The organism is Paenibacillus sp. BR1-192 (genome assembly GCF_029542445.1).
Lineage (GTDB): Bacteria > Bacillota > Bacilli > Paenibacillales > Paenibacillaceae > Paenibacillus_AQ > Paenibacillus_AQ lautus_A.
The window spans coordinates 3,679,831-3,702,284 of record NZ_CP120718.1; the positions used below are offsets into that span (position 1 = coordinate 3,679,831).

Here is a 22,454-nt window from a genome sequence, read left to right on the forward strand (position 1 = left end):
CCTATCAAGGGAGTATTTTAGAGGAGCAGCCAGGTTGGTACCATTGATTTAGATGACAATTACCTTACACGCTTGTAAGATTGACGATGATGCGCGCAAGGACCTGATCATCCAAGGATAAATCCTGCACTTTTATTTAAAACACCTACACTTATGCGTTCTCATTGAACCATCGAGTTTCGTTAATTAACGACGATAAGACATTCTTTAGTCGACGTTAAAATAACCCGCTTCTATAAAACTGCCCGTTAGCATAATTAAGGCAGCTGATCAATTGACCGGCTGCCTTCTTGTCTTTGTTAAACTAACGTTTCGTAGTAAGCTTAATTTAAAGTCTCTTTGCGTTATTAAATCTATGTATCCCATATCCACTGAAGTCGGAAGCTAATATTGCTTCCTTAAGCGGGTATAAATTTGATGTGATTCTTAATTCAATTCCTTTTTGGAATAATCTCTCCAACAAATTCTCATATTTTTCAACTGATTTGGGTTTCACTACTTGACGAGAAATGTAGTAGCCAGCTGTTTTATCAAAAAGCTCAAAACCCTCATCGTCAAAACGATATCGAAATATGCTTTGCTTTGATATCCTCGAATACCAGTCACTTTCTACTGTAATTATGGTATTGGCAATTGAATGATTAAAGAAGAGTTGTAAATGTTGGTCTGTTGTCGCCTCATCTTTTCTACACACAATTCGGGGACAATCCCTAGGGAAATAGTACGTAAACTCGTGCTCTTCATCAAGTGCCCAAACTACCGCAGGAAAATCCGGACGATTTTGCTTCTCTTTTGGTACAAATATATGGATTCTATCGTCTTCACTGAAGTGAAAAAGCATTTGCGTCCCCCCTCGTCCCATCTATTGTTATATTCCATAAAAATATTGGATTATCCTGCTCATTAGCTTAATGAAACGGCAGGGAAGTCTAATACTACCATAAGAAGAAGTGACCCTTTTATTATAGTACTGTTTTGATTTTTCTTTAGACCATTTTTAATTTGTTTGAAACTAAACCGAATCGTAAAGACCGCTACAAATGAATAGAATATTATTCCTATAGTAATATCTATCATCTATATCCTCCTATTACTCATTGTGTTTTGACAACATGAACTTGATTACATAAATATATAAAGCCGCATAATCAGCGGCTTCTAATGTCACTATGTTTTTGTCACCTGACAGTTAACCATTGTCTACCTCACGGCGTTATCCTCCACCTATAGGGCCCCCCTATTTGAAACGAGAGACAAAGCGGCGTTGCCAAGGCGTCTCAACAGCTCGTGGACTGTATTGCTGCCGAATATAGTCGACAGCTTCATGATTTGGTAATCCATCAATCACAGCGAGACAGGCTAGTGCCGTACCTGTTCGTCCAATCCCGCCCCCACAGGCGATTTCAACCCGTTCAACTTCAGCCCGAGTCCATGCTTCACGAAGCGAATCAACGGCTGCAGCCTTGTTTGTTGGCAGCCAGAAGTCCGGCCAAGGAATCCAGCGGCTTTCCCAAGTAACGGGCGCTGGTTGTCGTCCGAGCAGGTAGAGTGCAAAAGTGGGCTGAAGCCCTTGGGGAAGTGGACGTTTTAGTGCTCGGCCGCGGACGAGTCGACCTGAAGGAAGGCGCAGCACACCTGACGATTCGGGGTTCCATGTATCATTCATAGTGTCACCCTCCTAAGGATTTAAGAACACGTACAACTAAACATTCCTTTGAAGCTTGACATTGCATTCTGACGTTGTCGCAGTGACGTACTCCACATAATTCACAGAGCCGTTAAAGTTCAAATAAGCTTCATAACGCATGCGGATTGCGGGTAAAGTGATCAAATCCAGAACATTTTCCTTTGGAACCCACCTGCATTCGCTAGATTCTTCAGTCGATTCAGCTAACTCTCCACCCACAGCTTTGCACACGAAATCAAACATGACCTTCGTAGGAACATCTGTTTCACCGTCATGCCACTATTGAATCGCTGTATATTTATTCCACGTGTTTCATGTACTTCCCTGCTTTCATTATGTATATGCTTGAAGTTACTCACCGAACGATTGGACTATCCTGCCCGTTATAATAACAGGGCGTCTGCCGCTGTCGATTTCGATATTGGGAATGTAACCATGTTCTTGTCCCTCGACAGGTGTCTAAATAACAAGCGGGCTTTTCCCTATTCATCACGGCTGTGGCAATAGATATCGAAAAAGGTAGCCGACTTTGGAGTCGGCTACCTTCAATTTCTTCATTGAGATATATCGTGTCCCGTTAGCGTAATCTACTTTTGGAGACAGAGTCATCGAACCGTCTGGTAAACGAGGCCTATAGCTCCAGAATCAAATGTCTTGTTTTCGATAAGTTTAAGATTGACTTTCTCCTTGAGACCTTGGAATAACGGCAACCCGCGGCCGATCAGGACGGGAGAAACCGTAATTTTATACTCATCTATTAAATCAAGCTGCATAAGGTAGTGTGCGAACCTAGGACTGCCGAGGATGACCATATCCTTGCCTGGCTGCTGTTTGAGGTTTTTGATCTCTTCCTCGACCTCTTCTTTCACCAGTCTGGAATTGTTCCATTCGACTTTCTCCAGCGTCGTGGAAAAAACGATTTTGGCTGTCTTTTCGATCCACTCGGCATGATTAAGTTCATGCTGCGAAGCTGATGGGTTCGAGGGCACAGATGGCCAGTAACTGTGCATCATCTGATAAGTTCCACGTCCCCAGATGACAGTGTCGGCAGTACTCAGAATTTCTTTCGCGTGCTTCTCCAAATCAGCATCGTAAGCAACCCAGCCAATGTCCATTTCACCGTTCGGCCCTTCTACAAAACCGTCAAGCGATGCGTGCAAAAATAGAACGAGTTTTCTCATTTTCAGTTCTCCTTTGTTCATGAGGGATCTCTACATTAACTACATTATAGGACAACTCAGCTTGGGTTGTTTCTTACGGATTGCTAATCACAAATGGGTTCTTAGAAAAGGAGAAGCGCTGGAATGCCTCTCCTTCTTCTTCTATCAAATCACACCCATAAACGACCTGTCTCGCAGGTGTTCTTCACTCGCGTTTATTGGTCCATGGTTTCTATAACAACATTCTTACCAAAATCTTCGCTTAGCAGAATCTCAATTAATTTGTGCGCAGTGTATTCAGGCGTTTGTAGCTTCCCTTCCTCAGAAAATCGAATGAACTCATTAACATATGGGAAAAGATCATTACTTACGGATCGAATTTCCGATTGTAAATGGGTATCGATCATACCTGGATATACAGCGACTACTTTTGCTGGATATGTCACGAGCTTTTGCTCAATGTCTATACTTTTGGTAAATGAGTCAAGGCCAGCTTTTGCAGTGCTGTAACAGCTTTGTGAGGGTAATAAATATTTTGCGGATGCTGAGGATATGTTTAAAATTCTTTTGTCCACATTCATATCTTGGGTACGTTTAAGATAGTTAGCTGTTATTATCATTGGTGCTAATAGATTTAAATGGATGTTCTCAATTATTTTATCCGTTTCTATCCGTTCAATTGGGCTCACTGGAGTCAACATGGCAGCATTATTGATAAGATAGATCGCTTCATCGTTGGAATAAAGCTCAATTTGACGGAAGATGTCCTCAAAAAGTTGATCAATCTCGCCAATGTTTGTTAAATCAAAATTAAAATAATCAATTCTGCAGTCCCTATCCTGGGCTAGATCGATAATCCGTTGGTTCGTAGTTCTAGAAATGCATATAAGGTGATGGTTCTTATCGATTAATTGATTAGCCAACGATTCACCAATACCTCTTGATGTACCTGTTATCAATATATGTTTCAACCGGATCTCTCCTTATAAGTTAACTATGTATTTTCTCGAATAATAATTCTATTAACCGTTTCTTCCCAAATCATCTGATACTCCAAATCCATCTTCATCATCTTACATCTAGACAAATTATCAATAAGAAGGGCAAGAATTTTAGCACTGACTTCGATTTTTGTAGGTTCAACTAGACCCAGATCACTGCCTTTTGACAATAAATCACAGAAACCGTTGATAAAATCTTGTTGAACTTTCAATAAGGGAGCTCTAAATTGCTCATCACGCTCGGCTAGCATCGTGAACTCACTGAGCACTCTTAATGTTGAACGATACTCTTCATCATCGCTTGGCAGCATATTTAAACCGCCCCGAATTATCGTTTCTACGAAATTGTCTTTATTAACGGATTCAGCGTTAAAGTAAGCAGCAAAATAATGATCCCTAAAAATATAATCAAATGTTCGGCTAATCAACTCTTCCTTTGTTGCAAAATGATAGTATATGGAGGATTTCGTTATGCCTACTTTTTTAGAAATCAAGCCTAAACTCGTTCTCTCTATCCCATGCTCTGCAAACAGCTCATATGCCGCTTGGACGATATGACTTGATGTTATCTCTCTTTTCTTGATAACCTTCAGGCTCCCTTCATCTGAATTAATGCCATTATAAGGATTATCATAATGCATTGTCAATAATTTAACGACCGATCGTTCAAAAATATTCAAATAAATCTATCTAATCGGTAATCGGTACAAGTTCTTGTACCAAGGTATGTGCAAAAAAATTATACCGATATAATAAAAAAGCCGCTAAAATAGCGACTTCAATGGTCCATATTCTTGTCCCTCGACATTTAAAAAAAACAACCGATCGCTCTGACCGGCTGCCTCCTCTTCTTTATTCAGCTTCCGTTAGCGAAATTGATCTGATTAATCGATTAAAGGCTGCTAAACTTCCCATATGTTGCCGTCAGGGTCAGCAAACGTTATGTTTGGTCCGCTTGTGACCCGTTCTCCTAAAATATTCACTCCGTTTTTCTTAAAACGTTCAAATAGCTCTTCGATCCGTGGTGTAATAAAACATGCAATTGCGTGGGGCTTGCCGTTGTCCAATGACCATGAAAAGCGTAATCGCCCGCCCTCTTCGTCTGATTTGTGAAGGAACAGAGCGGGTACAACTTGCCTTAAACCAGGCGAAGGCAGGTTTCCATTCCGATCGGGAATATTCAAAACAGCCATGACCATCCCAGGCTCAACATGATCGTTGTTTGCAGGTTGGTACCCTAAATTCTTTTGATACCATTTAATAGACTCGTAAACATCACTTACCGGTACGTAAATACAAGTAACTCCCGTAATGTCTTCCAGCCTTTCTTCCAGTTTGAATTCCTCATTTGCCCGCATAGCTTATCATCCCTTTGTTCATTCTTATTCTAGCCTTTTATCAAAACAAGGTTAAATGCGATGTTTTTCCTCTGGTGTAGCTTGGAGAAATACTAGAGGACAATGAGGCAATCTTTTCTCCATTGTGCACTTCTCCACTCTTCCTATAGGAGGGGCGAAAAACGTTTCCAATTCCCTTCGGAGACAACTTCAACCGTTCCGTCGATCACTTTGATCGCGGTCTGATCATCAATCGTATACGCTGGCCCTTGCATCCCGGCGGCCCATCTCTCTGCATCAGCCATGGTGTTTCTCGGCAGCATTTCGTGATCCAGATGCGGAAATATTGCAAAATCAACCAGACTCAGCGCGTCATCGCCGCCAGTGCGTGGAGTCCAGCCAACGAAGAATTCCCCGATGTTAGGTGCCATCACCATACTCCCGGCACTCAGTCCCACATAAACTGCCTGCAGAGACGGTAAGAGGTCTGCAAGTCCGGACTGCCGCATCCAGTGGCACAGGTAGAGGGCGTCGCCGCCCGAAACCAGCAGGACGTCCGTCTCCCATACTAGCGGCACCCAGCGGTCTTTGTCGATGCTTGGCAGCGCTGTTAGCTCCAGCACGCCGACAGACTTCCAGCCTAGGTCGACCATGGGATTCTCGGAATTCCCGCTGATGAATTGCCAGGCTTTGACGCCGGGGCCTACCCAGGGGTGTCCGTACATCGCGGTGGGAATACACAGGGCATTGCAGTCGGCGATCGGCTTGCCCAGCATGTCAACTAGCGCATTGTGTATGCTTTTGTTATTAATGCCGGCAGATGTGAGCAATAATTTCATAACTTCACTCCTTTGTTTGCGGTTGTCGTTTATTCTTTAGACTTTAGGGGGCTACATAAACTATAATATAGTACATTTCCGTGCGGATTGTTTCTTACAGATTGCTAATCTAATCTGCCCGTTAGTTCAATATAAGGGCGTGTCGCCGTCGATCAAATCATATCGGGAATGTTATCAAGTTCTTGTCATAGTGTTCTAACAAGAACTTGTCCCGATAAAACTAAAAAGCCGCTAAATTAGCGACTTTCTATGGGTCTAGGTTCTTGTCCATCTACAACTTTCAATGAGACTTTCAATGAGACTTTGTTTTTGTACTCCGTCACATCTATCATATAAACCATCGTACTTTTTCAGAAATTTTCTAAAAAATCACTAGCGTAATATTTTTGAATGGATGAAACTTACACTCAAGCATCTCGTTTACGGTAAAATACAATAGCTGCCGTAATAAAAATCAGTGTCCATATCATTGAAATCCCTGTCCCTTGCATTGGTGAAAGGACATTTATTTCATCAGGGGAAGGCGGCATATACATATAATATCCTGCCGTATCCGGAAAATACATTTTAATACTAGGCAGAAGATCTCTCGATAATGGACTGACAACGAAATAATAACCAAGCAGCACCACTAAAGCAGGGGTGGTTCGTCTTAATAAAGCACCTATAGCTGCACTGAGAAGTGAGGTTAGTGTCAGATAGCCTGTTGCACCTGCTAATGCTTCTACCATGGTATCTATATCAATCGCTGCTGCTGTGTCTTTCATCATCATATAAGTATATAGTACACCGGATGCAGTGATAATAAAGGCCGCGGGAACCGTTATGATTGCCAATGCCAAATGCTTCATGGATAATTGAATCCCACGACAAGGTATCGCAGCTAACGTAGTTCGAATCTGTCCACCGATATACTCTGAACAAGTAGCTAGAATCCCAAGAATAATGAATCCTACTTGAAGATAACCCATCGAAGCAAACCCTATATTCAGTATTTTTTGCGTCCCTATTGCTCCTTGTAAACCAATAGAAGTAAAAGCTGCGGCTAATCCTAAATTAAGAATGAATGTACCCATAAGAGTGAGCCATATCAATGGTAATGTAGCTAATTTATCCAGTTCAGCACGAAGGATTTGTGTGATCTTTTTAATAGAAGGGACACTCATGCAGCAACGTCCCTCCTATGGAATACGATAGCTGCAGCAATGAAAAGAACGACTACCCAGGCAGACATGACTATGCCGCCTATGAACGGGGTGAGGAATCTGTCGCTCAGAAACATAAACATTTCAAGGCCAGCCCGATCCGGTAGGTATAACGCTAACTTTGTAACTTTAGAAAGCAGGAAACTAAATGAAACAACGGATGTATTTATGATGAGCACAGCAAGCGGAATCGTGCCATTCTTAGTTAGTACAGTAATCCCGAATGCTAATAGAGCAGTGAATGTCCAGTAACAAACTGCACCGAGCAGCTTCGACCATTCAAATGCTGGGGAATACTCACCAAGAACAAGATGCGTAGCTGACACAGTTGTCATGATAGCAACAATACAAAGCAGTATACTGATTACTGTCACAGCGCCTGCTTTTGCCAGCAAAAATTGAAGCCTTGATGAAACAACCGTTAAACTTGTTGTAATCTGTTGTCCTCCGCCAGATTCACTGCTCTCTGTCAAATACTCGCTGCTGACAGCAAGCACACCAAGGATGATGACACCTTGTACACCAAGGGCTAATCCAATATAGCCAACTTCCAAAAGCCGTGTGCTAACTCCAGTTATAATCTCCTCTTTTTGAGCTATACTGTCTAAGGCGGCTATGACCGCAGGAGAAAATGCTCCAACAAGAAAGGCAAGCCAAATGCCCGGCAGGGAGAACAATTTAGATAGTTCCGCGTTGAATGCTCTCATACAACACCACCAGCATGATCAGATGTCCGGGCAAAAAAAGCTTTCTCCAGCGTGGAATGGGTACCTATTACTTCGTCCAACGTTCCATCTGCAACGATTGTTCCTTGCTTAATAATAACCACATCATCAACTGTCTCTGCAAGCTCCCCTATTAGATGACTGGATAGTAACACCGTGTTGCCAGACTCAGCCCGTTTACGTAAAAATGTCCGGATCCAACGAATTCCTTCCGGGTCGAGCCCATTTACGGGTTCATCTAGAACCAATATCGCGGGATCACCCAGCAGTGCAGCGGCCATTCCAAGTCTTCTCCCCATACCAAGCGAATATTTTCCCACTCTTTTGTCAGCTGCATTAGTAAGACCTACGATTTCCAAAACTTCCTCGACACGTGAGTTAGACAATCCTGCGGCACGAGCAATCCAGCGCAAGTGTGCCCGCCCTGTTCGCATACGATGGGCCCCAGATCCATCAAGTGCAGCACCTACTGTTGCTAGAGGATTATGTAACTCTGAGAATGGCTTGCCATTTATGAGAGCACTCCCTGATGTGGCGCGATCTAATCCAAGCAGGATGCGAATCGTTGAGCTTTTACCTGCCCCATTTGGACCTAAAAAACCAGTCACTCTGCCAGGTCTCGCTTTAAAACTGATACCCGATAAGATTTCTTGAGATCCGCGATGTTTGACTAAGTTATTAATTTCAAGCAACCATAACACTCCCTTTCTGTTATGGCTCTCATTATAAAGTAGCAAAGTTACATCACGGTTATCATGGTGTTTACTTCCGGGTTACCTTTGGGTTACGCTCTACCAATAACTACTCTTGTGCCATTTTCATTTGAGGTAAAGTCAGCTTTCAGCTTCATTTTTTTCAACATATAATTTGAAGTCGATAAACCAATCCCTGCCCCATGCTCATGGGAAGAGTTATCCAAACCTGGACCTCTGTCTGCAATAATGATCTGTTCTTTTTCTACATCAACCACAATGTTTGCATATTTCCCTTCTGCTGCATGGCGAAGAATATTCTGAAATAAATTATCCAAAACCCGTGTCATCCAATTCGGATCTGCTTCCCAATAAAAAGTCTCCTCTCCCGGTAAATCAACATCAAGCTGAATTTCTTTGTCTTCAAATACAGGGTACCACGCAGCAACAGATGCTCTTACTAGACGTCCAATATCTGTTGAAACGGGCACGAAAGGATGTTTTCCCGAGGTAAGCAATGTATAGGACAGTAAATCATCCATTAGATCTCCGACTCTTGTAATCGTATGGTTGATCTCCGTTAACGAGTTTTGTCCTTCTTGACTCATGGGTTCTTTATTTAAACGGGTGACATGTCCTCTCAAAATGGTAAGCGGTGTTCGTAAGTCGTGAGATAAATTCGCAATGAGTCGATGTCGTAATAACTCCTCTTCATATTCTCGTTTACGACTGTCTTCAAGCTGCTGAATCATCCAATTAAAAGAACTTCCTAACTGGTCTATCTCATCCATACGATCATTTTGAACAGATATGGTTTTAGGAAACGAGTTGTTTTTAGCTGAAAATGACATGACTTCTTGTAAGCGGGCAAGACGTTTTTGAAGTTTCAAGAAGAAGCGCCAAGATAAGATCACAAATGCGACAATAATAAAACCAAACACTAGTACGGTAACGTAAAACAGATTTAACGTATTTACATTTTTATCATGGATATCTGAAACCCCAAAAAACGCACTGATGAAAATAATCATAATGGGAGGAAAAAAAGATAAATAGAAAATGTACTTTTAGAAAACGACGAAATAATGATCTGTTTCGCTTCATAGTTTCACCCGATAGCCTATTCCCTTCAACGTTTCAATAATCTCGGGGGAATTGGGATGACGTTCCAGCTTTTGACGCAGTCGGTGGATATGCACCATCAGTGTTTTATCGCCTGTTATATAAGCTTCTTCCCAAATAGCTTCATAAATTTGTTCTTTTGTTAAAACTTGATTAGGGTGGCGTATGAAGTACATTAAGATTTGATGCTGTTTCCCTGTTAAAATAATTTCTTCTCCTGTGTGTTTGTCAAATATCATTTGACCTTCCGGATCTACTTCAATCTGATTTCCTAACGAAATGCGATCGGATGTGGATCCACCACTACGACGGATTAATACTTCTATTCTTGCAACTAATTCATCTGTATGGAATGGTTTCGTTACGTAGTCATCAGCAAATTGCAAACCATCTACTTTATCATCTATCGATGTTCGAGCAGTTAACAGCAAAATAGGAATAGCAGGAGCTGTCTTCTTTAATCGTCTTCCCACAGTAAATCCGTCTAAACCGGGTAACATGATATCCAAAATAACAATGTCTTGCTGATTGACTTCTTTTTCGGCTCCTTCACCAGTTAGCAGCCACTGAACCGAAAACCCTCGCTGTTCCAATTCTTCCTTTACCCAACTGCCTATTTTCTCATTATCTTCAATATATAATACGTTTCTTTTCAAGTAACATCCCTCTTTTTAAATGGAGTCCACTACAGATTAACACACTATAAAAAAAAGTTTCCAGTTAAGACAGGGACTGACCCTCGTTTGTGAGACGGGGACCATCTCATCCAGGTATCCACTTGTGTCTTATTTCGTATATTTAGTTTGTCCATGACTTCTTTCACTGGAATCCCATCCAACCTCATTTCAATAGCTTTCTTTTTCACTTCTACTGGATTGCTGACTCTTGTTGCCAACGCAAAAACACCTCCAAAGTTGTCCCCATATCTTACGACATGGTTGCATTCTCTTGAAGGTGTTTTTAATTTGTCACACGTTATGGGTTCAGTCCCCTCTGACCAACTGCCTGCTCTACTTTATTCAACGATCACTTCCCGTTAGTTAGGGTCCTCATTTATTAAAGATTTTGGAGAACTGCCGTTAGAATTGCGTCTATTCTTTGTACTGACGATCGTAAGCTTTCTGATAAGTTTCCAAGTATTGTTCCAACCCAATATTGTTCAAACTCTCAACATATTTATTCCAATCTGCATCGAGATTTAAATCACCCATTATAAAGCGAACAGCTGATTCCTTTACGTAGTTGGCTAGTTCAACGGATATTGTCTGGATTTGTTGACTCTCATTCGCCTTGAATTTAATTGGTGGTAAAACAGATAATGCATCGGTTTTCGGTACATACGGTTCATATTTATTTTTCGTTTCATCACGTAACAACTTTTCCAGCCCTTCAGCCGTAAAGGGATCCACATTCGGATCCACCGCCTCGCCGAACCGGAATTCCTCGGGTGCATAATCGACCCCGATGTGCATCAAAGAATGGTTTTGAGGTTCCTCGGCATAAGGAATAAGTCTTTTCGATAAAGCCGGTTTTCCGTTCAGTCCTACATCTCCCGGTTTGGCCTCTTCCCATCCAACTCCTTTCAGCCCTACTTTCTTCGTAATAGCTCCTTCAAAAGTATAGAGATAGTCGGCCCACCGAAGCGCAGCTTCCGGATTTTTGCTTGTAGCAGGAATATAAAACGATCCGGGGATAGCTGCATCATACTTCGAATGGGTCGCATGTCGAACGCCTTTAGGACCTTCCAGCGGCGCCAGCGCGACAAAATGTCTGTATCGTTCCGGTCCAACGGTTGCCTCATCAATAATGTTAACATTGGCTCCTGAAACGAAAGCTCCTAAAATTTCGGCATCCGGGTTAGCTGCCAATTGTCTCAATTGATCATTATTTTGTGTATACGATGGATTATATAGCAAACCTTCTTTATATAATCTTTGGATGTAAGACAGCCCTTCGCGGTATTCCGGTGTATTCACAATGGTTTCTATTTTGCTGTGCTTAACTATGAGTTTTAAGTCATCCGCACTGCTATAGGTAAACGCATTCATAAGAAATATGTTTGGATCGGTATTCCATCCACCGCTTGCAGCTCCGGCAAACGGAATTTCATCAGCCTTTCCATTGCCGTTCGGATCCTTCTCTTTAAACGCTTTTAATACCTGATAAAATTCTTCCGTAGTTTTCGGTTCTTCCAGCCCGAGCTGCTCCAGCCAATGTTTATTTATCCAAACTTTCTTCGACATGCTGCAATGATAACAATCATTCCATGAAGGCAGGCCGTATATCTTTCCATCTGTGGCCGTAATAATGCCTTTCAATCCATCATGCTTCTGCATAACTTTTTCGAAGTTTGGCGCATATGTGGGTATCATGTCATCCAATGGCAAAAACATCTGCTGTGACACGGCATATTGTTCCTCATTAAAAGTAACCCCAAAAAATGCATCCGGCAAATCACCGCTGTTTAATATCAGATTTACCTTTTCCGTGGCTGAATCAGACGGAATGACGTCCCATTCGATCTCAATATTGGATTTCTCTTCGTACCATTTAACAAATTCATTATTTTTGTAATCGATGATCATCGGGTTTTGTACAACCAAAAATTTGAGCTTTGTTTTGTTTTTTACAATAGGAAATGTCTCCCCAACAGCAGCTTCTTCACGCTCTTCAGGAATCTGTGTATTCGCTTTGTTAGAAGAGCATCCTGAGGCCGTGATTGCAAAAACAAGGATAATTAAAACCATCAAATGAAGTCTCTTTTTCATTGTAACCCCCCACATCAATTTGTTTTCAACCTGTCACGCCCTACAAATTTTCAGCCTAGCCTTTAATCGAGCCAATCATGACCCCCTTAACAAAATATTTTTGTACAAAGGGGTAAATGAGCAGAACCGGAACGCTAGCGACAACGATCACAGAGTATTTTAATACATCGGCCAGACCTTGCTTGCGCTGAAGCGCTTCAAAATCTACCACCATGGTCGGATCGATATTATTCACCACCAGAATGCTCCTTAATATGATTTGCAAAGGAAATAAATCGGGCGATTTTAAATAAATGAGTGCATTAAAGTACGTGTTCCAATGACCTACGCCATAATAAAGCGCCATGACAGCAATGATCGGAGCTGACAGTTTGATTGCGATACTGACGAGGAAGCGGAAATCACCCGCGCCGTCTAGCTGTGCTGCTTCATAAAGCTCTTGCGGAATGGTTGCCTGGAAGAACGTTCGTGTTATGATTACATTCCATACGGACATGGCGGCAGGGATAATCAATGCCCAGCGCGAATCTAACAATCCCAGATTTTTAACAAGTAAGTAACTGGGGATTAATCCCCCTGAAATAAACATTGTAATGACAAAATAAAGTGTTATTACGCTTCTTCCTTGTAACTCTTTGCGAGATAGTGGATAAGCCGCTAGTACAGTCATAACGATATTCACTGTCGTACCAACAATCATATAGAATAATGAATTCATGAATCCGGTTACAATTTGCGAATTTTTGAACACGGCAGCATAGCCTTCCAGCGTTGGTTTTACCGGAAAAAGCCACACCTTACCAGAAACAACAGCCTGTGGATCGCTAAAGGATGAACTTAAAACATACAGGAGTGGGTAAGCCACAATAATAAACCCCGCACATAGTACAGCATATACAAATACATCAAAAATTCGATCGCCAACTGTTGGTTTAATCAATTTGCTCACAATGCCACTCCTCTGAACTTTTTTCAATTTCCACGCCTACCAGAGCCCGGAATCCGTTAACTTTCTAGCTGTAAAATTGGCGGTGATAAGTAAAATCAAATTAATTACAGAGTTGAATAAACCAATTGCAGTAGAAAATCCATAGTTAGAGTTGATGAGTCCCACTTTATATACATAAGTCGATATAATTTCAGAAACAGAAAGATTCAGATTGTTTTGCATTAAATAAATGGTCTCAAATCCAACACTCATAATGCCACCGACGTTTAGTACGAGTAAGATCACAATAGTTGGTCTGATGCTTGGCAAGTCAACATGCCATATCCGTCTCATCTTGCTTGCACCATCAATGATACAAGCTTCCTGTAAGTCTTTGCTTACTCCGGCAAGCGCCGCTAAGTAAATGATGGCCCCATACCCAGTTCCTTGCCATATTCCCATCCAAACGTAAATCGATCTGAACGATTGCGGATCACCCATAAAATTAATCGATTCCCCGCCGAATAATTGAATGAATTGATTGATAAGGCCAATACGTGGATCCAATATTTGCATCACGATCCCTACCAGGACGACGGAGGAGATAAAATACGGCGCATAAGTTAACATTTGTACCGTTTTCTTAAACCACTTGATTCGAACTTCATTCAGGGCTACAGCCAGCAGGATCGGTAGCGGAAAACCAGCGACTAGCGAGTATATGCTGATAAGAATCGTATTTTTTATTATTCTCCAGCTGGACGGGGAACTGAAGAATTGTTCAAAGTGACTGAATCCCACCCATGGACTACCGATGATGCCCTCCAAAGGCAGATATTGTTTAAAGGCGAGAAGGACACCGTACATTGGAACATAGTTAAAGATAGCTATATAAATGATTGGCGGTAAGATCAGAATATATAATGGCCAGTGATTCAGCATTTTTTTTAAGCCGGCTCTCATTCTAACTCTAATCGGTGGTTTGTGTAGGATTGATTCCGTATTCGCTTTCATAAACTTGTTCACCTCCCTTCACTCGTCATAGGAAACTGTAATTCAAACTATCATGGGAAAATGAATTTACACAACAGACATCATTTAATGAGCGGACATTTCTTTATAAAGATGATGTTAAGCAATATTGGCAACAAAGATGTTGATGAGGACATTTTGTAAAGGGCGGACCCATGTCAAAAACTCGTTAATATCAAAAAAAGATGACCTTTGCCTGGTTTTGAGACCAGAGCAACGGACATCTTTTTAATCTCAGTAATTCTTGGTTAACTGGAATAGGCCATCGGTGAAACTCCCATTACTCGCTTAAATGCTCTTCGAAAAGAACGATCGCTGCTGTATCCCACCATCAGTGCAACTTCCTTGATCGCAACTTCTCGATTTCTAAGCAGTTCGCAAGCTCGAGTGATCCGCAAGCTTTCGATGTAGTCACTAAATGTCATCCCCAAATAGTCCTTTATAAGATGGTACAACATTGTTTCTGTTATTTTGAATTCGTCGGCGACCATGGCTAGCGTCAAATCATCGCGTACAAAGTTTTGTTGGATAAATACCTTTACTTGATTTCGCAATTCAGTCTTCGCACATTGATCATTGAAATGAATCGCTTCGCAATAACCGAGGAATGCTTTCCCGATTTTAATAAATAGCTCTTCAATGACTTCATTTCTTTGCTGTATTTCGTTGTACAGTTCATGAATTGCCATATCTTTTGTCTGATCTATTCCCCGAGATACTGCGCCAATCATCAAATAAAGGAACTGTTCTGCATCAGGCAAGGATAAATTCCTGGTTGCAAAATTTTCATTGTAGAGAAGTGTTAATACTTGTTCGACATCTGTTTGATTCCCTGATTTAATACTGTTTACCAATCTTAATTCCAGATCTATTGGAAAGTAGTACTTATCGCTTTCTTGAGGAATGTCCTCATAGCAGGCAAATCTTTGCTCTTGGTTTTTACTCAATACGTACTCAAGGGCTTGCTTTGCTTCATAAAAAGACATGCTTATATCGCGTATTCCCTTATAAATTCTGCCGAAAGCAAAGGACAATCTCATTTGACAAAGATGATCTAGGCTACTGGTTATGTTCTGCATAATCTTTATTACTCCCTCAATCCCATTCTGCCTTTCTTTGTCTTCGTCATGATATTCGATTATAAGCGCAAATTTATATTCGTCGATATCGTATTGGAAATACGTTAAATGCTTCATGTAACCTTCAATAGCATTATTAATTACAATCTTTAACATGCGTATTTCTTCTAGAGAGGCTTCGCTTGTGTTTCCTTTTCCTTCATCAAGGCGTAAAAGCAAAACGAAAAAACTCCGGTCCGATAACTCCATGCCAATATTACTTTGAAAAATTTCTATTTCTTTATCATTAATAAATTCGCCATAAAGAAGTCTCCGGAAAAATGCTTGCTGAAGCAGCGGAATATGCTCCTGAACCTTCTCATTTAGCTGCTGGTGATTTTGAATCAACTGGGAAATGGAGTCTTTCAAATAACTATACTCATTGGTATGTCCTTCCTCTCCGCTCCCCATCCACCCACGCAACTGTTGAAGCAATTGCTTAATTGGCTTCCAATCACGATAACCTAGAAAGAAGGCAAGAAAAGTACCTAATACGATTGTTATGAGCGCTGCTGCTGTAGTAACGTTTTTAATGTGGTGTACTTTGGAAAGTACCATTGAAGCAGGCACAGCCGATACATATTTCCAGCCATTCAGACTCGAAACTACTTGTGAAATATATAACTGCTCCCCATGATCTGTTTTGAAAAAACCGTCTTTGTTCGATGTGCCCTCTAGCTCCTCTGGAGCTATCTTCGTCTGTTTACCTGTAACGGATGTGACGATATTGCCTTCATTATCACTTATATATATCAATCCGCGTACCCCGATATCCAGCTTGCTTAATAACTGATTGATTTGATACTGGTCAATCAAAATCAGAACGACACCGAGAGGATTATTTATAGCATCCACTGGAAACGAATGTAGATAATAGAGTACTTGATGTTGTTTCTTATCCAGTGTCACTTGACTGCCGGTCAAGAATGTCGACTGATGAAACTGTTCCCAGAGCATACGTTGAAATTGTTGTTTGTCTAGGGATGCATTGTCCCTGAACAAGCTCTTCCAAAACCATTCTATATCTGGAAATGCCGTATCTGATGAGATTACCACGGAATTATTGCGAAAAAACACGAAATGATTAAGAACGAACGTGTTGATCGGGTGGAAATTTGGACTATCATGAACCGATTTCCAAACAAGGTATTGTTTCGGAGAGCCCTCCTCAATGTCTCTGGCGTTCATAAGTGAATTCATCTTAGAATCCAGGACAATCTGTCTACCAATTCCTTCGATCTCCTTAAGGCGGGCATCCATAATTAATCTCGTTTGCTCCAGCATCTGTAAGTTATGCTGCATCGCATCCTTTTTAACCGCTTGAACAGCTGTCTTATATACAAAACTGCTAATTAATATGGGGATAACAAGCACAAGGAGATACGAAACCGAAATTTTCCAGAACAACGACCGCCTGATTCGCCATTTGTATGTAACCAACGCAGTCCTCCTTAACCATCTGATTCTGTCTTTAATGTCAGTTGCACCCATCTGGTAAAAAATACGTTCAATTAATTACACCTGATCATTCGTCAACCGGATAACTTAGGAGAGCGCTTTCAAACCATCAGCTGAAGAATGCTCACTTCAGTCAAAGTGCTACTTACATATTATAAAGGATAAAAAAGTTTGACAAGCTAAATATGCTACCTTTTCGCCTAGCTCTATAAGCTAATTTCATTTGCAGATGACACATTGAGCGTAAAGAACAATCTTCGTGCTCGGATGTGCACGGCCAGGATAACTTCTAATACGACTAGCCTCTAAAAAACCGCATTACGGTGCGGTTTACAGACGTTTCGCACTCAAGGAGCCGCTATAATAAACGCGGCATATTATTTAACTTGTCGGTAATTGTCATTGGCGCTGTGTAAGTTCTCGTCCGCTGTTCGGGATAAGAACTTGTACCGATAAAACAAAAAAGCCGCTAAATTAGCGACTTTCTATGTGGCCATGTTCTAGTCCCTCGACATTGCCGGGCATGTAATACCCTATGGAGCTAAGCTCCTTCCCTATGAGTATGAATTCTGCCTGTAACATGCAAGTATGACGAGTGCCCATACATTTCAGGAATGGCCCCTTCTGTCCTGCAACCTAATCTCTGCCGGTCAACAGTCGTCTTCCTAACTGCAATCGTGCTTCAAGCTCAATCCTGTTTTTGCAATCTTCGCAGCAATGCATTCCATTGAAATTTCGTTTCACACGGTCGTAAACTTGAGTCCCCTCAATGACATAAAACTCTCTTCTGCAATGATAACAGGTGGTACGAATACGAAAAAATCCATCGATTTGCTCTAGCATTGCTTCCCTCCCGTCAATCACAACAAAGTCCAGTACTATTGACGTGTTAATTGCGACGCGATATAACTAAATAAACTCTAAATAACACAGTGTGTTATTTATTTTAATTCATTGTGCTAAATAAAACAAGGGGGCGTTAGCCTTGCCGAAAGTCGTGGATCACGAACAAAAAAGAAAACTGATCGCCGAATCAGCATGGAATATTATTAAAGAAAAAGGGATCGAATTCGCGTCAATCCGTGCCATTGCAGCTGCGGCAGGGTTATCACCCGGCGCATTGCGTCATTATTTTTCAACACAGGACGAGCTGTTGCTATTTATCGTGGATTATTATTTGACAAGAGGAGTTGCCAGAGCAGAAGAGCGCCTCGAAATAAGCCCTATTCCGATGAAGGCTGCGAGGGAAATTCTGTTACAACTGCTCCCTTTGGATGCAGAAAAACGAACGGCCGGCGGCGTCTGGTGGGTCTTCGCCATCCGCTCCCTCACGAGTCTGGCATTACAAGCTAAAAAAGACGAGCTCACGGACGGACTCCACTACCTGACAAAAGCCGTCCTCGAAATCCTAGTTGAAGCGAAGCTTCTCCTCCCTTCGGTAGACATTCAACTTGAAACTTTAAGATTGGCCGCGATTGTCGAAGGCTTGACGATACTCGCTTTGCTCCGCCCTGAGCTCTACACGCCGGAGACAATTGAGCAGATCGTCAGCCGCCATCTTCAGGAGCTGTGCTCGCAAGCTATGGATGAATGAGCATGTAGACTTAACTAGAAACTTAACTAATCAATAGTCAGCTCATGTTCTTTTCCTTTGCGGCAATCGATGTAAGTTCTCGTCCTCGAGACATGAACTTGTATCGATATAACAAAAAAGCCGCTATAATAGCGACTTTTTAACAGGTTCCGATACTGTGTCTCCACCCTTCTATGAGGCTGACTCAACGAATGTCTTCTGCGATTACGTCTCGTAGACGATACCAGGATAACCCCGATCCCCTATCGCATGCAGCTAAGCTTTATTTTCTTCAGATTCTCGGGAGGTCATAAACTCTGCTTTCATCCGGACGGTGACAGAGGTACCCGCACAGAGTTTCGACGAGACGCTCAAGCCATACCCCTCACCAGAGTGCAGCTTTATCCGCTCGTTCACGTTAAACAAGCCGTAGGAGCTTCCATTGCCCGTGTGATCACCAGGGCTGACTCGCTCCTCCGTCAGCAGTCTGCGTGACATCTCCTCGTCCATGCCAATGCCGTTGTCCGAAATCACGAAAACGAGATCGCTTTGATCCAACTCCACCGTAATATCGATAAGCCCTTTCCGGTCCTTCGCCTTGCGTATGCCATGCAGCAACGCGTTCTCGACGATCGGCTGCAAGATAAGCTTAGGCATGCGATATGCCTTCAACTCATCCCCCGCAGCCACCTTGAAATCGAACGAGCCGAAAAATCGGCTCTGCTGAATTTCGAGATACACCTCTGCCAGCCTCAGCTCGTCCGAAACGCTTACGATGGTATTTCCTTTATTGAGACTGAGACGGAAATACTTCGCGAGACTGTCGATCATCATACTGATGTCAGTCGCACCCTTACCGATGGCAATCCAGTTGATCGTATCCAGCGTGTTGTAAAGGAAGTGCGGATTGATCTGCGCCTGCAACGCTGACAGCTGGGCTTCCCGTTCGCGAATCTCAGCTCTGTAGTTTTCTTCGACGAGCGTACGCACCCTTAGGATCAGATGGTCGACGCTTCGCTCCAGCATATGGAAGTCACCATTAACCGCCGGTAACTCATGCAGACCGTCGATCGCTTCCTTGCCCTCCTTCCCTTCCTTTCGGATGACGGTGATCACGTGATTGACTCGCCGGTTCATCCCCCGCACGATAATCGCCAGAAGGACAAACGGAAGGATCAGAAACAACGCGACATATTCAATCAGCGAGCGCCACTCTGACTGCTTCGTCTGTCGCTGCGTAGCGGGCGACAGCTGGGATTCCGTTCCCTGGGCGACAAGCTTCCAGCCCGTCGGCGCAAGCGTCGTATACAGCACGTCGCTTTGTTCATTGTTCAGCAGAAGCGACTTTGTTCCTTCCGCCCCCTCGTTCAGCGCATCCAGCAGGTGAGGTTCAACCGCCTTGCCGATAAGTGCCTCATCGGGATGATAAACGATTGAGCCATCCTGAGCAACAAGATAAACTGCTGTGCCCGGGGCGAACTGAAGATCGGATAAAATATTGGAGACGATGTCTTGACGGACGTCGATCATGAGCACACCGGACACTTTGTCATAATTATCGGGATCCCGCAGCATTCGGGCAGCAGATAATATCGTCTCATTGGAGCCGCCGAGATACGACTCCTCGTAGACACCCGTCCATACGATCCCACCGCTTCCATCGATGATGGAATGAAACCACGGTCTATCCATCAAGCTATCCAGCGTAAAGAAATTGATTCTCTCTTCTGCATACAGCTTAGATTTGTCCACGAACACCCGAACATGAAACACGTCGGAGTTAGACTGTACGGTCTCGACCAAATACCGCAAATCCTCAATCACCTTGATCTGTGTGCCGATGGACTGATCATCCGAATTAATGGATAAGTACGAATGCAGGTTTGCGTTCATGAATGCAGCGTCACTAATATCCTCGATGCGCTCCAGCCGGTAGGAGAGATTGCTCCCGGCCTGCTTTAGCGCTTGCTGCATCGTCCGGATGACCTCGCTCCTCAGAATATCCGCGGAACGCGCGTAATAACCATACAAGAAAATGCCCGCTGGAAGCACAATGAGCAGCAGATACGCGATTAACCAAGAACGGGGGATCGAGAAACGGCGAATCGCCGCTGGCTGGAGCAGCGGCGAAAGCAAGCCGGTTACGGCGACCCAGGCTCTACGCATGAGACCCCCGGTATGCGCTAGGTGTAACACCCGTTACCTTTTTGAACAGCTTTGAGAAGTAACTGGGGTCGGTATATCCGATCGCGTAACAAATATCATAAAACTTGTACTGCGGATCGCGCAGCAGCTCCTTCGCCTTATCCACGCGCACTTTAGTCAAATATTCGCCTACCGTCTGCCCCGTCTCTTGCTTAAACAGGAGACTGACGTACGTGGAAGACAAATAGACCGCCTTGCCGATATCGGCTACGGTAAGCCCGCCGTTGGCGTAGTTCTGATCGATATACCCGCGTACTCGCTCAATGACGTTTGCCACCCTGCCAGTCCGCTTCTCCCGAATGTGTTCCCCGACAGTCGCCAGATACGATTCGATCAGCCCCCGCATATCTTTTAACGTCTCCTTCGCGTACAACGCCTCTGTCAGCTCTCCCTCCATAACTTCCAGTTCGGGGTCCCCCGCGCCAAGCTCCATGAGCAGCTGTCCGATCGCGAGCACGAGCTGCATGCACAGATTGCGGCCGTACTTCAGGCCGTCCGGGCGGGTGTAGGACAAGCTGGCAAAAATCATCTCCAAGGCTTCGCTAATCTTGTCCTCATCGTCCGCCTTGAGTGCGGAAATCAGCTTCTCATTGAGCTCGTAATCGTATTTCCGCATGGCGCCTTCTTCCGGCTCTGCGCTCTCCAGACTGTCCATAGTGATGATACGGTTTTTGCCGAGGTACCACTTGTAATCGACCGCTTCGCGAGCTTGCTTGTAAGCTGGCGCCAGTCCGGATAAGCCGCCTGCCATATCGCTAATGCCGATCGTCACGCCGATCTTGAGCCAGCGTTCCAGATTGGAGCGAAGGTCGCCGGCCAGCGCAAACAGTGCCTCCGCCGCTTCGGATACCGAATCGCCGCCGGGCTCCGACACCTTCAGCACGCCTACAAATTCGCCGGTACGTTGCTCGAAGGCATACCCTCGCAGATGCGCATCCAGCAGCTCTTCGTAAATGTTCAGCACCGAATACCACAGCAGCTGGCGGTCGCGCTCGGAACGGCTGGCCATCACATCGGCAAGATCATCCACGCAGACGACCATCACCCAATAGGAAGCATTCACGGGCAAGTCCAATCCCAGAAACGACACCCGCTCCGCCAATTCCGACTTCGGCGCATCCTCTCTGATCATGGAGAGCAGGAACTTCTCACGCAGGAGCGGCATACCTTCCTTTAGTTTAACGAGCAGCTCCTGCTTATAAATCCGTTCGGAGCTCTCCGCGTCCAGATCGGCAACGACGCGCTTGATGACCGTACTCAGCTCCTGCAAATTAACCGGCTTAAATATATAGTCGACCGCGCTGACCTTCATCGCTGATTTAAGATAATCGGCGTCGTCGTGCCCGCTCACGAATATGATCTTCATGGCCGGATATTCGGACGAGATACACTGCGACATCGTAATACCGTCCATGTTCGGCATTCGGACATCCGTTAGTATAAGATCGGGCTGACCGCGGGCGATCATCTCAAGAGCCACGTCTCCATCATCCGCTTCGCCTGCCACTTCAATTCCGTAAGCGGCCCAATCGAAATAAGCGCGCAAGCCCGCTCGGACCGCAGGTTCGTCATCCACGATAAGCAATCGATACATCGCCCGCCAT

At 43.6% G+C, this 22,454-nt stretch carries 19 protein-coding genes and 1 pseudogene; 1 reads left to right on the top strand and 19 read right to left on the bottom strand.

The genetic code is table 11. The features are described from left to right. Window positions 1–328: 328 nt before the first annotated feature. The 17 genes and pseudogenes from P0X86_RS16380 to P0X86_RS16460 form a co-directional block, all read right to left on the bottom strand. Window positions 329–841: a DUF6886 family protein gene (locus P0X86_RS16380; protein ID WP_277745876.1), complete on the bottom strand. Its 513-nt coding sequence runs from the start codon at window positions 839–841 to the stop codon at window positions 329–331. Window positions 842–1,237: 396 nt separating this feature from the next. Further along, window positions 1,238–1,666: a protein-tyrosine phosphatase family protein gene (locus P0X86_RS16385; RefSeq protein WP_277745877.1), complete on the bottom strand. Its 429-nt coding sequence runs from the start codon at window positions 1,664–1,666 to the stop codon at window positions 1,238–1,240. Window positions 1,667–2,292: 626 nt separating this feature from the next. Then, window positions 2,293–2,868 (bottom strand): dihydrofolate reductase family protein, encoded by a 576-nt coding sequence (locus P0X86_RS16390; protein WP_277745878.1) that lies wholly within the window; start codon window positions 2,866–2,868, stop codon window positions 2,293–2,295. 194 nt (window positions 2,869–3,062) lie between these two features. Further along, window positions 3,063–3,818 (bottom strand): (S)-benzoin forming benzil reductase, encoded by a 756-nt coding sequence (locus P0X86_RS16395; protein ID WP_192571828.1) that lies wholly within the window; start codon window positions 3,816–3,818, stop codon window positions 3,063–3,065. A gap of 23 nt (window positions 3,819–3,841) precedes the next feature. Further along, window positions 3,842–4,528, bottom strand: a complete 687-nt coding sequence (locus P0X86_RS16400; protein WP_192571827.1) for a TetR/AcrR family transcriptional regulator — start codon at window positions 4,526–4,528, stop codon at window positions 3,842–3,844. A 222-nt stretch (window positions 4,529–4,750) separates the two neighbouring features. Next, a complete protein-coding gene (locus tag P0X86_RS16405; protein WP_277745879.1) occupies window positions 4,751–5,206 on the bottom strand; it encodes a VOC family protein in 456 nt (151 codons plus the stop codon). Between the two features lie 143 nt (window positions 5,207–5,349). Further along, window positions 5,350–6,024 carry a Type 1 glutamine amidotransferase-like domain-containing protein gene (locus P0X86_RS16410; protein WP_277745880.1) on the bottom strand — a complete coding sequence of 225 codons (675 nt, stop codon included), beginning with the start codon at window positions 6,022–6,024 and terminating at the stop codon, window positions 5,350–5,352. A gap of 407 nt (window positions 6,025–6,431) precedes the next feature. Continuing rightward, window positions 6,432–7,190 carry an ABC transporter permease gene (locus tag P0X86_RS16415; RefSeq protein WP_277745881.1) on the bottom strand — a complete coding sequence of 253 codons (759 nt, stop codon included), beginning with the start codon at window positions 7,188–7,190 and terminating at the stop codon, window positions 6,432–6,434. Next, window positions 7,187–7,936 carry an ABC transporter permease gene (locus tag P0X86_RS16420; protein ID WP_213578694.1) on the bottom strand — a complete coding sequence of 250 codons (750 nt, stop codon included), beginning with the start codon at window positions 7,934–7,936 and terminating at the stop codon, window positions 7,187–7,189. The genes P0X86_RS16415 and P0X86_RS16420 overlap by 4 nt, the downstream gene beginning before the upstream one ends. Further along, the gene (locus tag P0X86_RS16425; RefSeq protein WP_277745882.1) at window positions 7,933–8,646 is read right to left on the bottom strand and encodes an ABC transporter ATP-binding protein; all 714 of its coding nucleotides are present in this window, start codon (window positions 8,644–8,646) and stop codon (window positions 7,933–7,935) included. The genes P0X86_RS16420 and P0X86_RS16425 overlap by 4 nt, the downstream gene beginning before the upstream one ends. Before the next feature lie 92 nt (window positions 8,647–8,738). Further along, entirely contained in the window at window positions 8,739–9,536 is a 798-nt protein-coding gene (locus P0X86_RS16430; RefSeq protein WP_277745883.1) for a HAMP domain-containing sensor histidine kinase, read from the bottom strand. Window positions 9,537–9,746: 210 nt separating this feature from the next. Further along, window positions 9,747–10,424: a response regulator transcription factor gene (locus tag P0X86_RS16435; protein WP_277745884.1), complete on the bottom strand. Its 678-nt coding sequence runs from the start codon at window positions 10,422–10,424 to the stop codon at window positions 9,747–9,749. A gap of 80 nt (window positions 10,425–10,504) precedes the next feature. Then, window positions 10,505–10,663, bottom strand: a pseudogene (locus P0X86_RS16440) (IS3 family transposase); the annotation flags it as partial. Window positions 10,664–10,859: 196 nt separating this feature from the next. Further along, window positions 10,860–12,536: an ABC transporter substrate-binding protein gene (locus tag P0X86_RS16445; RefSeq protein WP_277745885.1), complete on the bottom strand. Its 1,677-nt coding sequence runs from the start codon at window positions 12,534–12,536 to the stop codon at window positions 10,860–10,862. Window positions 12,537–12,591: 55 nt separating this feature from the next. Next, a complete protein-coding gene (locus P0X86_RS16450) occupies window positions 12,592–13,488 on the bottom strand; it encodes a carbohydrate ABC transporter permease (RefSeq protein WP_192572641.1) in 897 nt (298 codons plus the stop codon). 33 nt (window positions 13,489–13,521) lie between these two features. Next, complete coding sequence (locus P0X86_RS16455; protein ID WP_277745886.1) at window positions 13,522–14,478, bottom strand: ABC transporter permease; 957 nt, start codon at window positions 14,476–14,478, stop codon at window positions 13,522–13,524. Between the two features lie 266 nt (window positions 14,479–14,744). After that, complete coding sequence (locus tag P0X86_RS16460; protein WP_277745887.1) at window positions 14,745–17,054, bottom strand: helix-turn-helix domain-containing protein; 2,310 nt, start codon at window positions 17,052–17,054, stop codon at window positions 14,745–14,747. Between the two features lie 1,003 nt (window positions 17,055–18,057). Here P0X86_RS16460 and P0X86_RS16465 point away from each other — a divergent pair. Continuing rightward, the gene (locus tag P0X86_RS16465) at window positions 18,058–18,666 is read left to right on the top strand and encodes a TetR family transcriptional regulator C-terminal domain-containing protein (protein ID WP_192571816.1); all 609 of its coding nucleotides are present in this window, start codon (window positions 18,058–18,060) and stop codon (window positions 18,664–18,666) included. A 255-nt stretch (window positions 18,667–18,921) separates the two neighbouring features. Here P0X86_RS16465 and P0X86_RS16470 read toward each other — a convergent pair whose 3' ends face one another. Together P0X86_RS16470 and P0X86_RS16475 are read right to left on the bottom strand one after the other, a co-directional pair. After that, a complete protein-coding gene (locus P0X86_RS16470; protein ID WP_277745888.1) occupies window positions 18,922–20,811 on the bottom strand; it encodes a sensor histidine kinase in 1,890 nt (629 codons plus the stop codon). Then, window positions 20,804–22,444, bottom strand: a complete 1,641-nt coding sequence (locus tag P0X86_RS16475; protein ID WP_277745889.1) for a response regulator — start codon at window positions 22,442–22,444, stop codon at window positions 20,804–20,806. Before P0X86_RS16475 ends, P0X86_RS16470 begins: the two co-directional genes overlap by 8 nt. Window positions 22,445–22,454 lie beyond the last annotated feature (10 nt).

Coding starts and splice junctions, on each gene's coding strand:
- P0X86_RS16380 (WP_277745876.1), bottom strand. CDS start 841: ATGCTTTTTCACTTCAGTGAAGACGATAGAATCCATATATTTGTACCA.
- P0X86_RS16385 (WP_277745877.1), bottom strand. CDS start 1,666: ATGAATGATACATGGAACCCCGAATCGTCAGGTGTGCTGCGCCTTCCT.
- P0X86_RS16390 (WP_277745878.1), bottom strand. CDS start 2,868: ATGAGAAAACTCGTTCTATTTTTGCACGCATCGCTTGACGGTTTTGTA.
- P0X86_RS16405 (WP_277745879.1), bottom strand. CDS start 5,206: ATGCGGGCAAATGAGGAATTCAAACTGGAAGAAAGGCTGGAAGACATT.
- P0X86_RS16410 (WP_277745880.1), bottom strand. CDS start 6,024: ATGAAATTATTGCTCACATCTGCCGGCATTAATAACAAAAGCATACAC.
- P0X86_RS16415 (WP_277745881.1), bottom strand. CDS start 7,190: ATGAGTGTCCCTTCTATTAAAAAGATCACACAAATCCTTCGTGCTGAA.
- P0X86_RS16420 (WP_213578694.1), bottom strand. CDS start 7,936: ATGAGAGCATTCAACGCGGAACTATCTAAATTGTTCTCCCTGCCGGGC.
- P0X86_RS16445 (WP_277745885.1), bottom strand. CDS start 12,536: ATGAAAAAGAGACTTCATTTGATGGTTTTAATTATCCTTGTTTTTGCA.
- P0X86_RS16455 (WP_277745886.1), bottom strand. CDS start 14,478: ATGAAAGCGAATACGGAATCAATCCTACACAAACCACCGATTAGAGTT.
- P0X86_RS16470 (WP_277745888.1), bottom strand. CDS start 20,811: ATGCGTAGAGCCTGGGTCGCCGTAACCGGCTTGCTTTCGCCGCTGCTC.
- P0X86_RS16475 (WP_277745889.1), bottom strand. CDS start 22,444: ATGTATCGATTGCTTATCGTGGATGACGAACCTGCGGTCCGAGCGGGC.